At 65.0% G+C, this 12,264-nt stretch carries 14 protein-coding genes; 6 read left to right on the plus strand and 8 right to left on the minus strand.

Translation table 11 applies throughout. From position 1 onward, the window contains the following. The first annotated feature begins 40 nt into the window (after positions 1-40). Positions 41-946 carry a 4-hydroxybenzoate polyprenyltransferase gene (locus U9970_RS08950; RefSeq protein ID WP_322763943.1) on the plus strand — a complete coding sequence of 302 codons (906 nt, stop codon included), beginning with the start codon at positions 41-43 and terminating at the stop codon, positions 944-946. Next, a complete protein-coding gene (locus U9970_RS08955) occupies positions 943-1,872 on the plus strand; it encodes a S66 peptidase family protein (RefSeq protein ID WP_322763944.1) in 930 nt (309 codons plus the stop codon). Before U9970_RS08950 ends, U9970_RS08955 begins: the two co-directional genes overlap by 4 nt. Here U9970_RS08955 and ispD read toward each other — a convergent pair. Then, positions 1,835-2,515 carry a 2-C-methyl-D-erythritol 4-phosphate cytidylyltransferase gene (gene ispD / locus U9970_RS08960; protein ID WP_322763945.1) on the minus strand — a complete coding sequence of 227 codons (681 nt, stop codon included), beginning with the start codon at positions 2,513-2,515 and terminating at the stop codon, positions 1,835-1,837. The genes U9970_RS08955 and ispD overlap by 38 nt on opposite strands. 73 nt (positions 2,516-2,588) lie before the next feature. Between ispD and U9970_RS08965 the strand changes: the two genes are divergently transcribed. Next, complete coding sequence (locus U9970_RS08965; RefSeq protein ID WP_322763946.1) at positions 2,589-3,425, plus strand: lipopolysaccharide heptosyltransferase family protein; 837 nt, start codon at positions 2,589-2,591, stop codon at positions 3,423-3,425. 72 nt (positions 3,426-3,497) lie between these two features. Next, complete coding sequence (gene fabG, locus U9970_RS08970) at positions 3,498-4,250, plus strand: 3-oxoacyl-[acyl-carrier-protein] reductase (protein WP_322763947.1); 753 nt, start codon at positions 3,498-3,500, stop codon at positions 4,248-4,250. Here fabG and U9970_RS08975 read toward each other — a convergent pair. Then, on the minus strand, positions 4,247-4,486 hold the full coding sequence (locus U9970_RS08975; protein WP_322763948.1) for a hypothetical protein: 240 nt from the start codon (positions 4,484-4,486) through the stop codon (positions 4,247-4,249). The genes fabG and U9970_RS08975 overlap by 4 nt on opposite strands. Before the next feature lie 134 nt (positions 4,487-4,620). Between U9970_RS08975 and groL the strand changes: the two genes are divergently transcribed. Beyond that, a complete protein-coding gene (gene groL / locus U9970_RS08980; RefSeq protein ID WP_322763949.1) occupies positions 4,621-6,276 on the plus strand; it encodes a chaperonin GroEL in 1,656 nt (551 codons plus the stop codon). A gap of 11 nt (positions 6,277-6,287) precedes the next feature. On the opposite strand, the gene U9970_RS08985 is transcribed toward groL, so the two are convergent. From U9970_RS08985 to U9970_RS09010, 6 genes are read right to left on the minus strand one after another with little or no spacing between them, the layout of a single operon-like run. After that, positions 6,288-6,911, minus strand: coding sequence for an N-acetylmannosamine-6-phosphate 2-epimerase (locus U9970_RS08985; RefSeq protein ID WP_322766084.1), 624 nt, complete (start codon positions 6,909-6,911; stop codon positions 6,288-6,290). A gap of 51 nt (positions 6,912-6,962) precedes the next feature. Then, positions 6,963-7,388, minus strand: coding sequence for a hypothetical protein (locus U9970_RS08990; RefSeq protein WP_322763950.1), 426 nt, complete (start codon positions 7,386-7,388; stop codon positions 6,963-6,965). An 11-nt stretch (positions 7,389-7,399) separates the two neighbouring features. Further along, positions 7,400-8,245, minus strand: a complete 846-nt coding sequence (locus U9970_RS08995; protein WP_273331660.1) for an ABC transporter permease — start codon at positions 8,243-8,245, stop codon at positions 7,400-7,402. Continuing rightward, positions 8,245-9,285, minus strand: a complete 1,041-nt coding sequence (locus U9970_RS09000; protein ID WP_407653029.1) for an ABC transporter ATP-binding protein — start codon at positions 9,283-9,285, stop codon at positions 8,245-8,247. The genes U9970_RS08995 and U9970_RS09000 overlap by 1 nt, the downstream gene beginning before the upstream one ends. Next, the gene (locus tag U9970_RS09005) at positions 9,286-10,269 is read right to left on the minus strand and encodes a heme o synthase (RefSeq protein WP_322763951.1); all 984 of its coding nucleotides are present in this window, start codon (positions 10,267-10,269) and stop codon (positions 9,286-9,288) included. Continuing rightward, a complete protein-coding gene (locus U9970_RS09010) occupies positions 10,262-11,236 on the minus strand; it encodes a COX15/CtaA family protein (RefSeq protein WP_322763952.1) in 975 nt (324 codons plus the stop codon). The genes U9970_RS09005 and U9970_RS09010 overlap by 8 nt, the downstream gene beginning before the upstream one ends. A 183-nt stretch (positions 11,237-11,419) precedes the next feature. On the opposite strand from U9970_RS09010, the gene U9970_RS09015 reads away from it, so the two are divergent. After that, the gene (locus tag U9970_RS09015) at positions 11,420-12,262 is read left to right on the plus strand and encodes a cytochrome c oxidase subunit II (protein ID WP_322763953.1); all 843 of its coding nucleotides are present in this window, start codon (positions 11,420-11,422) and stop codon (positions 12,260-12,262) included. Positions 12,263-12,264 lie beyond the last annotated feature (2 nt).

Genomic DNA, 12,264 nt, shown 5'->3' on the forward strand with positions numbered 1-12,264 from the left:
CCACCGGCACACCTAGGGTGCGGCACGACGAAAAGGGGGCATGGCCAACTCGACGCGCGGCACCCGTCTAGGCGCCTGGCTGGAGCTCGTGCGCTGGCACAAGCCAAGTGGCCGCCTGATCCTGCTGATTCCAGCTGGCTGGAGCCTCTGGCTCACCCCAAACGCCCCGCCGGCGCCGCTGTTGGTGGGATTGATCGTGCTGGGAGGACTGGCGGTGAGCGCGGCCGGCTGCATCGCCAACGACCTCTGGGACCGCCGCATCGACCCCTTAGTGGAGCGCACCCGCAGCCGTCCCCTAGCCGATGGCCGCGTTGGCGTTGGCGAGGCGATAGGCCTGCTGCTGCTCAGCCTGCTAGTCGCCTTGGCGGTGCTGCTGGTGCTGATGTGGGGGTTCCCCGCCGCCAGCCGCAACCTCTGCCTGCTGCTAGCAATCGCGGCCCTGCCGCCAGTACTGCTTTACCCCTCGGCTAAACGCTGGTTTGGTTACCCCCAACTGGTGCTAGCCCTCTGCTGGGGCTTTGCGGTGCTGATCCCCTGGGCCGCTGCCACCGGCTCCCTGGCCGGCGGCTGGCCCCTGGCCCTGGTGTGGCTGGCCACCTTGCTTTGGACCTTCGGCTTCGACACGGTGTACGCCATGGCCGACCGGGATGACGACCGGGCCATCGGCGTGCGCAGCAGTGCCCTCAGCCTGGGCAGCCGGGCCCCCCTGGCGGTGGCGATCAGCTACGCCCTCGCCGCCCTGGCCCTGGGCCTAGCCGCCGGCCTGCAGGGCTGCGGCTGGATCAGCTGGCCCTTGGGTCTGCTGGCAGCAGCCGGCATGCAGCGCGAAGCCGCCCTGCTGCGCCGCCCCAACCTGCCCCGCTCCGCCTACGGCCGCCACTTCAGCCGCCAGGTACAGCTGGGAGGGCTGCTGCTGCTTGCCCTGGTGCTGGGGCAGCTGCCATGAGCCAGGTCACACGTCAGCCCTCACCGCTGCGGCCCGGGGATCGGGTGCAGCTAGTGGCGGCAAGCTCGGCCCTGCTGGGCGAAGACGCCTTGGCGCGTCTGGAGGAGGGCATCGCCGTGCTCGAGAGCTGGGGGCTGGAGGTGGAGCGCACGCCGCTGCACGGGCGCCAGTGGGGCTATCTGGCCGGTCAAGACCAGCAGCGCCGCGGCGACCTGGAAGCGGCTGCCAGGCGGGGTGCCGAACTGCTGGCCTGTGTGCGGGGTGGCTGGGGTGCGGCCCGGTTGCTGGAAGCCCCCCTGGCCCTGCCAGCTCGCTGGCTGCTTGGTTTCTCCGACGTCACCTCCCTGCTCTGGGCCCAAGTAGCCCAGGGGCAGGGAGGAGCCATCCACGGGCCGCTGCTCACCACCCTGGCCGCCGAACCCGCCTGGAGCCAGGAGCGGCTGCGGTGCCTGTTGTTTGGTGAACCCCTGGGCGACCTTCAGGGCGAGGGCTGGTGTGGCGGCAGCGCCGCAGGCCCCCTGCTGGCCGCCAACCTCACCGTGGCCACCCACCTGCTGGGTACCCCCTATCTGCCGGATTTGCGCGGCGCCATCTTGGTGCTCGAAGACGTGGGCGAAGCGCCTTACCGAATCGAGCGCATGCTCACCCACTGGCGGCTGAGCGGTGGGCTGCAGCAGCTGGCCGGCATCGGCCTGGGGCAGTTCACTGACTGCGATGACAGCACGGACGAGGCAGATCGGTTCAGCCTCGAGCAGGTGCTACGCGAGCGCACAAGCGATCTCGGCATCCCGGTGGTGAGCAACTTGCCCGTGGGTCATGGGGCCGGCAATGCGGCCCTACCCCTAGGTGCCTGGGCCGAGCTCGCTGGCAGCAGCGGCCAGCTGCGGATCAGCAGCGCGAAGCAAGCACCGCCGCTGCCACGGTGAGATCGAAGGGGGTGGTGAGCTTGATGTTGGAGGCAGGCGCCTCCAACACCTGCACCGCCAAACCCAGCCGCTCAAACAGGGCCGCATCGTCGGTGACGCTCCAGCCCTGCTCCGTGGCGGTTGCATGGGCAGCCCGCAGCTGCTGCACGGGAAAGCCCTGGGGAGTTTGGGCGGCCCACAACCAGCTGCGATCTGGGGTGGCCGTGATGGTGCCAGCTCCATCCACCTGCTTGATCGTGTCGGTTACGGGGGTGGCGGCGATCACGGCTGCGCCTTGCTGGACCGCAGCGGCACAGCGGGCCAGCAGCTCCGGCTCGACAAGACAGCGAGCCCCGTCGTGGATCAGCACCCCAGCAGCAGCTGCCGGCAGGGCCGCCAGCCCCCGGCTCACCGACTCCTGACGAGTGTCACCACCCTCAATCCACTGCACCGGCCGGTCTGGCTGAGCTTCAGCCACAAGCGCCGCGATCGCGCCGGCATCAACGGGCTGACCCACGATGCCGATCCAGCTGATGGCGGGGCAGGCGAGGGCCGCATCGAGGGTCCAGGCCAGCACCGACCGCCCCGCCACTGGCAACAGCAGCTTGTTGCCAGTGGCCCCCATGCGGCGGCCGCTGCCGGCTGCGGCGATCAGCAAATGCACAAGCGACTCCCGCGAGACGGGTCAATCCGAATCTGATCCATACAATCAGGCCGCCGAACCTGTGTCGTCTGCGATGCGCGCCCTGTTTCTGATTCCGGGCGGCAGCAGCCAGCAGCTGCAGAGTTTTGCCGCCGTTGCCGCCGTTGCCGACCAACTCCATGCCGACGTCCAGGTGGTCTGTCCGTTAGCGGCGGTGCCCCTTTGGTCCCTGCATCCCGCCGTGGAAAGGGCCATGCCCTTCAGCTACGAGCAGGCAACCCTGGCCGATTGGGCCAACTTGATGGGTTCGGTGCGGGAGCCTGATTTTCAGGTGAGCCTCAACCTGGCGCCCAGCCGCCAGATGGATCTAATGCTGTCGATGAGCCACATCCCCACCCGGGTGGCCAGCGGTGGCTTCTCCGCCACCGAGCGGATCACCCCCATCGAGGGCGGCTGGGCCAACCAGGCCTTTGAGGCCTTCCTGAAGCCCATAGGGGTGCGGCTCGATGCTGAGTCATTCCGGTTGGCGATCGCCCCTGCCGACCTGGAGGCCGCCAGCGCGGCCCTACCCAGTGGCGATGGCCCGGCCCTGCTGCTGGCCCCCTCCGCTGCTGGCGGCGACTGGCCAGCCCAGCAATGGCAAGACCTACCCGCCAAGATCCGCAGCAAGCTGCCCAACCTGCGGACCTTGGCGAGCACTCGGGCTGGAGATATGCGTAAGCGCGCCGCCCAGATCGCCAGTGCCGATGTGGTGCTAGCCAGCGACCCCGTAAGCATCGAATTGGCCCTACTGCTCGGCCTACCGCTGGTGGCCCTGGGCCGGAATGCCGCCAGTCTGCCCAGCCGTGCTGGGGTGCAGGGCCTCGGCAGCGCCGCCAACCTCAGCCAACTGGGCGACGCCGAGGTGCTCGCCGCCCTGGGACTGGGATAATTGGAGTTCGGGGGATAGTCAGGCCATACGATCAGCGCCACAAACCCCAGTGCCGCGATGTCCAGTGCCGTGATGTCCAGCCCAGCCCCCCTGGCCGGCCAAGTGGCCCTGGTTACCGGTGCCAGCAGGGGTATCGGTCGCGCCATCGCCCTTGAACTGGCAGCGGCTGGCGCCCAAGTCGTGGTGAATTACGCCAGCTCCCCGGATGCCGCCGAAGCGGTCGTTGCTGAGATCACTGCTGCCGGGGGCGAAGCCTGGAGCCATCGGGCCGATGTAGCCGATGAAGAGCAGGTCGACGCCATGGTCAAAGCGGTGCTTGATAAGGGCGGCCGGCTCGACGTGTTGGTCAACAACGCCGGCATCACCCGCGACGGCCTGCTGATGCGGATGAAAACCGCCGACTGGCAGAGCGTGATCAACCTCAATCTCACCGGCGTGTTCCTATGCACCCGCGCTGTGAGCCGGGCCATGCTCAAGGCCCGCAGCGGCCGCATCATCAACATCACCTCAGTGGTGGCCCTGATGGGCAATCCAGGCCAGGCCAACTACAGCGCCGCCAAGGCCGGGGTGATCGGCCTCACCCGCAGCAATGCGGCCGAATTTGCAGCCCGGGGGGTCACCGTCAATGCCGTTGCCCCGGGCTTCATTGAGAGCGACATGACCGCCGAATTAGACAAGACACCAATCCTGGCTGCCATTCCCCTGGGAAGGATGGGAAGCGCCGCCGAGGTGGCCGGTGCAGTGCGCTTTCTAGCCGCCGACCCGGCTGCCGCCTACATCACCGGCCAGGTGCTGCAGGTGGATGGCGGCATGGTGATGCGTTAAGAGCTTGTGAGCGGCTGAGCCAACTCTTCGCGCAGTCGGCGAATCCGCTGCAGCAGGCGCAGGCGGCGACTGCGGGCGGTGATTGTCAAGAACAGCCTCACCGGCACATAAACCAAGGCCATCAACACCCCGGCCGCCGCCACGAGCACAAACACCATGGCGTTAGCAGGGGAGCCCGGATCCAGCGAAATAGCTTGGTCCGCGCTCTCCAGTGCTGTTTGCAGCAAGTCCTCCATTGCTGAACCCTATCGAGCCTGGAGCGAATCAGTAGCCCAGAGAAGCAGCTTGATTCGGCTTTCCCCACCCCGCTCCGTTGGCCTGGCGGTGGTCCGCTGTGGGACCCTGGCACCACTGAGTGTCCACCGTTTTCATGGCCAAGCTGATCAGCTTTTCGGATGCCTCCCGTAGTGCCCTCGAACGGGGTGTAAATGCCCTGGCCAATGCGGTGAAGGTCACCATTGGGCCCCGCGGCCGCAACGTGGTGCTGGAAAAGAAATTCGGCGCGCCCGAGATCGTTAATGACGGCGTCACCATCGCCCGGGAGATCGAACTTGAAGATCCCTTCGAAAACGTTGGCGCCAAGCTGATGCAGCAGGTGGCCAGCAAGACCAAGGACACCGCCGGCGACGGCACCACCACTGCCACCCTGCTTGCCCAGGCACTGGTCCGCGAAGGCCTCAGAAACGTGGCTGCCGGCGCCAGCCCGATCGGGTTACGCCGCGGCATGGAAAAGGCCACAGCCCAGATCGTGGCGGGCATCGCCGAGAGGGCCCAGCCCGTCGCCGGTGAAGCGATTCGCCAGGTAGCCGAGGTGAGCTCCGGCAACGACGAAGAGATCGGCCGGATGATCGCCGAAGCCATGGACAAGGTGAGCGCTGACGGCGTCATCACCGTTGAGGAGTCCACCTCCTTGGCCACCGAACTGGAGATCACCGAGGGCATGGCCTTCGACCGGGGCTACAGCTCCCCCTACTTCGTCACCGACCAGGAAAGGCGCGAATGCGTCTTTGAAAATGCCCTGATCCTGATCACCGACCGCAAAATCAGCACCATCACCGACCTGGTGCCCGTGCTGGAGGCGGTTTCCAAGGGCGGCAGGCCCCTGCTGATCCTGGCTGAAGAAGTGGAGGGCGAAGCTCTCGCCACCCTGGTGGTCAACAAAAATCGGGGCGTATTGCAGGTTGCAGCAGTGCGGGCCCCTGGCTTCGGGGATCGCCGCAAGGCCATGCTTGGCGACATCGCCGTCCTCACTGGCGCCACGGTCGTGAGCGAAGACCAGGCCATGACCCTGGACAAGACCGGCCTAGCCGAGCTGGGTCAGGCCCGCCGCATCACCATCACCAAGGACAGCACAACGATCGTGGCCAGCGGTGAGCACCAGACAGCGGTAGCTGATCGGGTGGCCGCGATCAAGCGCGAGCTCGACAACACCGACTCCGATTACGACCGCGAAAAACTGCAGGAGCGGATCGCCAAACTGGCCGGAGGGGTTGCCGTGATCAAGGTGGGTGCTCCCACCGAAACCGAACTCAAGAACCGCAAACTGCGCATCGAAGACGCCCTCAACGCCACCCGCGCTGCGGTGGAGGAGGGAATCATTGCTGGTGGCGGCTGCACCCTGTTGGAGCTGGCCGAAGGGCTGAGCAGCCTGGCGGCTAGCTGCCAGGGCGATGAGCGCACCGGCGTCGAGATCGTCAAGCGGGCCTTAGCCGAGCCCGTGCGCCAGATCGCCCACAACTCGGGCGCCGATGGCGCCGTGGTGGCAGCTGAGATCCTGCGGCTGGGCAAGGGCTACAACGCCCTAACCGGCGTCTACGAAGACCTCCTGGCCGCTGGCATTCTCGATGCGGCCAAGGTGGTGCGCCTAGCCCTTCAAGACGCGGTTTCGATCGCCTCCATGCTGATCACCACCGAGGTTGTGATCGCCGATAAGCCCGAACCCGAAGCAGCCCCAGCCGGCGGCGACATGGGAGGAATGGGCGGCATGGGAGGTATGGGCGGCATGGGCATGCCCGGGATGATGTGATCCCAGGCCGCTCAGCCGGCCAGCACATCCCGTACATAGGCAGCAACCTGCAAATCGACCCCGGTGATTGCCGTGCCCACAACCACGGCATCAGCGCCGAGGTCCAGGGCTTGGCGGGCCTGCTGGGGGCTTGATATGCCGCCCTCGCAGATCAGACTCACCTCGTTGGGTAATTGCTGCCGCAGCAGGGGCAATAGATCCCAGGCTGGTGGCTTCTGGCCTGAGGTTGACTCCGTATAGCCATAAAGGGTCGTGCCGACCCAGCTGCAACCCAGCTCGGCGGCACGCAGACCATTGGCAACGCTGTCCACATCCGCCATCAGCACAGCACCAAGCTCCCGCTGGGCGCGGGCGATCAGACCCTCTAAATTTTCACCCCCGGGGCGATAGCGCTCGGTGGCATCAAGCGCCACCACATCGGCACCAGCAGCCCAAACCGCACGAATCTCCTCCCACCCCGGGGTGATGTACACCGAGCTGTCTGGGTAGCTGCGCTTCCATAGGCCCACGATCAGGGCCGTTGGGCAGCGCTGACGAACAGCGCCGATATGCTCTGGGCTTTCCAGACGCACCCCAGAGGCGCCATTGCGCAAACTGGCATCAGCCATGGCGGCGATCACATCGGGATCGCGCATCGCAGATCCCTCGGGGGCCTGCACCGACACAATCAAACCGGAGGGTTTCACTCAGCTGGCCAGGGGAAGGTCAAAGCCATCGAGCTCTTCAGCATCCGGCAGCCAGGCCCGCAGGGAAGCGTGGGCGAAGGGCGCAGGAGCGGCATTGCTCGCTGCCGGAGCCAGAGCATCCTGCACAAGGGCCAGCACAGCCGGTTGCACAACTAGTTGCACAGTCGTTTGCAGAGTCGGTTGCACGCTCGGCTGAAGGTTGGTTTCCAGGCCAGCCTGGGAGCGCAGCCACTCAGCCGCCCCTACTCCCTGGCCGGCGCTCAGGGGGCCGGCGATCAGGGCTTCGAGGGCCGCTAGCCCCCGGCGGTGCGCCCACTGCTGCACCAGACGCTGGGCCATGGCCTGGTCCCGTTCTGCAACCGCAGCCAGCAAGCGGTCCCCTAGGTCGGGACGGTCGGACGGGGGGAATCTGGAGGGCTGCGTCACGAAAGGACTCGCTAGGTGAGCTTGCGATCCAAAAGCGGCCGAATCAGCAGGAACAACCCGGCGGCCAGCAAGGCGAGCACCCCTAGGCAGGTGGCGCTGTTGAGCTGGCCGTAGGGGGCCTCCAGCACCACTGCGGTGAGAGAGACCTGTCCCGCATAGGCGGCACGAATCGGTTCTATCGCGAAGGTAAGTGGATTAAGGGCCGCTAGCCAGCCCAGCCAGGCCGGCATGAACGACAAGGGAGCGAGAGCGGTGCTGGCAAACAGCAGGGGCAGGTTGGCCACAAAGATCACCGCAATCAGCTCAATGTGGCCTGGCAGCGCAAAAGCAAGCCCCAAACTCAAGGCCGTCACTGCAAAAACCAACAACAGCAAGGTGACCAATACCAGCAGCAACCCAGCGCCACCAGGCCAGCCGTAACCCAGCAAAGCGGCAGTGCCCATGATCGCCAGGCTCTGCACCAAGCTCAACGTGGTGATGTAGAGCACCGAGGCGAACACGATCGAGCTGCGCGAGCGCAGCGGCGCCACCAGCAACCGGTTTAGGAAGCCGAATTCGCGGTCAAACATCAACGGCAGGCCGGCGTTGAGGGCAGCACTGAAGGCCGTGAACACGATCACACCTGCGCCAAGGAAGCGGCCGTAGCTGATGCCGCCAGGCAGCAGGCCCGCGGGAGCCTTGGCAAACAGGGCCCCAAACAACACCAGCCAGATCAGGGGCTGCAGCACCCCCGCCACCAAGGTGGAAGGCCGGCGCTGCAGCTGTACGAACAAACGACGGGTGAGGGCCAGGGTTTCTTGACTGATCTCGGCCAAGGCGGAAGCCTCGGGTTGGGGTCCTGGAAGGGTTGTGGTCATCACATGCTCGCTTTGCGTTCAGCCTTGGGATCACGGCTGCCGGCCACCGCCAGCTCCGCGTCCATCAGGGTGCGGCCGGTGGCCTGGAGATAGACATCATCGAGGCTGGGGCGGCTCTGGGCGAGGGCGAAAACCGGCAGGTCGGCTGCCGCCAATTGGCGGCGCAGCTGCTCGACCACCCCGTCGTGCTCAATCACCAGATTCAGGGAGTAGCCCTGGGCCCGGTTCACCACCACCTGGCGTACCCCGGCGCAATCGTGCAGCAAGCTGCGCACCCGCTCAGCTTCCTCGGCATCACTGAATTCGCGCACCCTCAAGGTCACCCGATCGCCACCCAAGGCGGCCTTGAGCGCAGCAGGAGCGCCCTCGGCGATGACCTTGCCAGCCTCGATGATCGCCAGATGGTCAGCCAGGGCATCCACTTCCTCTAAGTAGTGGCTGCTAAGCAGCACGGTTGTGCCGGCATCGCGCAGCTGGCGCAACACGGACCAGATCGCAGCGCGACTCTCGATATCAAGGCCAACGGTGGGCTCATCGAGCACCAGCACCTGGGGGCTGTGCAGCAGGCCCGCGGCCAGATCGAGCCGGCGCCGCATCCCGCCCGAGTAGCTACCGCAACGCCGATCAATCCAGTCGGCCATGCCGAGTAGCTCGATCAGCTCGTCCATGCGCCGGTTTCGCGCAGCTGGAACCAGGTGATAAAGATCGCCCTGCAGCTGCAGCAGTTCGCGGCCGGTGAGGATCTTGTCGATTGCCACCTCCTGGGCCACGTAGCCCAACAAGCGACGCACCGCCCGGGGATCGGCCAGGGCATCAATGCCACCTACCCGCACGCTGCCGCTGTCAGGGGCCAGCAGGGTGCAAAGGATGCGCAAGGCGGTCGTCTTACCGGCACCGTTAGGGCCAAGCAGGCCATAGAGGCTGCCGGCCGGCACTTGCAGGGAAAGGTTGTCGAGGGCAACGACGGCAGTTGCCGCCTTCTTGCCCCCGTAGCGCTTGCAGAGCTGCTGCAGTTCGATCACCGACTCAAGCTGCTCCAATCAGCCGACCAATGTAGGCAAGGCAGCAAAGGGGACGTTGAACAGTTGGGGGCCCAGCAGGGCTGCCTGCGGTAGGCGGGCCAACAAAAGCAACGCACAGATGCCGAATAAATAGAAAATCGACCAGCGGAACATGGCCTTGGCCCGTTGGGGTTCGTCGGGCTGGCTGCGTAGCTGGGAGCTCAACTGCAGCAGGCGGGCGTTGAAAGGCAGCACCATCAAGCCATAGAGCAAGCCACCGGTGGGCAGTGCCACGATGCCAAGCAGGCTCAAGCCAACGGTGGCCCAGGCGTAGTGGCTGATGGCCCGAGTGGTGACCGTCACTCCCTTGACCACCGGCAGCATCGGGATGCCCACGGAGCGGTAATCGTCCTTGAGCAGCAGGGCAAGGGCCCAGAAGTGGGCTGGCGTCCACAACATCACCAGGGCAAACAACCACCAGGAAGCCCAGCCAAGGGAGCCGGTGGCAGCGGCAGCTCCCACCAAGGGCGGAATAGCCCCGGCCACCCCGCCAACCACGATGTTCTGACTGGTGCGCGGCTTGAGCAGGGCTGTGTAGAGCAGCACGTAGCTGCAGAGGCCCAGCAAGGAGAGGCTGGCAGCCAGAGGATTAACGCCAATAACCAGCACCACCACCGACAGGATCGTGAGGCCAATGGCTAGGGCAAAGGCCTGGCGCTGGGCCAGGCGACCAGAGGGAAGGGCCCGGCGGCTGGTGCGCTGCATGCGGCCATCGAGATCCTGTTCCCAAAGGCAATTGAGCACACCAGCTGCAGCCGAAGCCAGGCTGCCCCCCACCAGGGTGCAGATGATCGTGCTGGTAGAGGGTGCCTCGCCAGAGCTCAGTGCCATGCCACCTAGGGTGGTAGCGAGCAGCAGCGGTATGAGGCGGGGCTTGGCAACTTCAAGCCAAGCCGGCAATTTCACCGAGGGGCGTATCGCCGGGGCAACGGCGATTGGAGCTGTGATCGTTGCACTAACCATGAGCCACCTCGGAAGACATTGGAGACATGGGCAAGGTCTGGCCTGAGTTGCCAAGGGAGCGGGCAAGCACCGCTGCGAGTAAACCGACCAGCAGGGCTGCCAGCAGTTGGTGAGCGATCGTTACCAGCGGCGCCTGCAGCTGGAGCTTCAAGGTCCAAATGCCCAGGCTCACCTGGGCCAGGACCAAAACGGCCGCTCCCTGGGCGAGGCCGGGCAGCTGCCCCTGACCTGGGGGCAAAAGCAGGGCTGCTGCTGCTAATGCCAACACGGCAAGAGCTGCTGGCATGGCGAGCTGGCGGTGAGCAAGCAGCCAGCGGCAGCCATTGCCAGCACTAAAACACTGATCTGCCGCCCATTGGCTGGCCATGGTTCCACCCAGCAGGCACTGGGCGAACACCAGCACCAGGGCCAAGCTCGCCAGCAGCTGCCACCAAAGCGGAGGGCTGATCGAGGCCCTATTGGCCATGGCCAGGCGTTGGTAGAGGCCGCTTGTGAGGGCAACAAGCAGCAAGGCCGTGGCGAGATGGGCCGTAACTAAGGGAGCCGCCAGAAGCTGGGTGACGGTGAGAGCCCCCAGGGCGCCTTGAACCAGCACCAGAAAGAGCCCTCCGGTAGCCAGCCAGGGCAACCAGGCGGGCAGGCGCCGCCGCCAGAAAAAACTCGCTGCCGCAAGCACCAGCAGGGCCACTCCCACAACGAAAGCGTCAAGGCGGTGAAACCACTCCAAAAAAACCTGCAGGTTCATCTGACGACCTGGCAGGAGTCGGCCGTAGCAAAGGGGCCAGTCAGGGCAGGCCAGGCCCGCCTCCATCACCCTGGTGGCACCGCCGATGCCAACCAACGCCACCAAGGCCACCACTAGGTGGGAAGCAAGTAGGGCAAGCTTCTGGATCAGGACAGGGTCTGGCCTGCTGCGAACGCTTGGGGCTAGGGGTGGCTGGAGATTTGTCGTCACGGCAACGACCATCCCGGAGTCCAGAGAAGCTAACCAAGTTGTTCAAAACGAGCGACTCTTAATTGCCCAGATCACGAAGTGAAAACATCAGCCCTGCTTGCCAGAGGCTGAGGCGTTGATTTGCCAACTAAGACAAAGATCGACCCACACATCGCAGCAAGTGCCCATAGGGTGGCTGGAAGCTCAAACAGCATCGTGCCAATTCGCACCGCCCTAGCTGTGCTCACGGCTACCACAGCCCTTGTGCTGACAGGGTTGTGGGTTGGCAACAACGTCAACATGCTGCCGCTGGGTGCCAGCAGCAACGCCTCAACCTACGACGACCTATTTAAGGTTTTATTCAGCATTGGCACCGTGCTGTTTCTTGGCATCGTGATCCTGCTGGCCTACAGCTTGTTTCGATTTAGGCGCCGCAGCGGCGATTTCAGTGATGGCCTGGCAATAGAGGGAAATCTGCCCCTAGAGATCGTCTGGACGGCAATCCCTGCCGTGGTTGTTTTGTTTGTCGGGCTATACAGCTACGACATTTATGAGCGGATGGGCGGTATGGCCACGCTCAACGATCACATGGCTATGGATCACGGGGCCATGCAACAGGTAAGTGTCAAGGAAGGGGATTCAGCTGGCCGGGTTTGGGGGGGGATTGGCGTAGCCGGCATTGACGCAGCACCCGCTGGTCCGGTTTTACCTGTTGAGGTAACGGCTATGCAATTTGCCTTTATTTTTCACTATCCAGGCTCAGACATAACCAGCGGCGAACTGCATGTGCCCACCGGTCAACAGGTGGAGTTGCGCATGGAAGCCCGTGATGTAATCCATGCTTTCTGGGTGCCCCAATTCCGGCTCAAGCAGGATGTAATTCCAGGCCAGCCAACCGTGCTCTCCTTTACCGCCACTCGGGCTGGCACCTATCCGATCATCTGCGCCGAGCTCTGCGGTCCTTACCACGGCGGCATGCGCTCCAACGTTGTAGTGCACGAGCCCGATGCCTACGACACCTGGTTGCAACAGAACACTCCCAACCGCACCACCACCTGAGG

It is taken from the genome of Cyanobium usitatum str. Tous (genome assembly GCF_963920485.1).
In the GTDB taxonomy this organism is placed as follows: Bacteria; Cyanobacteriota; Cyanobacteriia; order PCC-6307; family Cyanobiaceae; genus Cyanobium_A; species Cyanobium_A usitatum_A.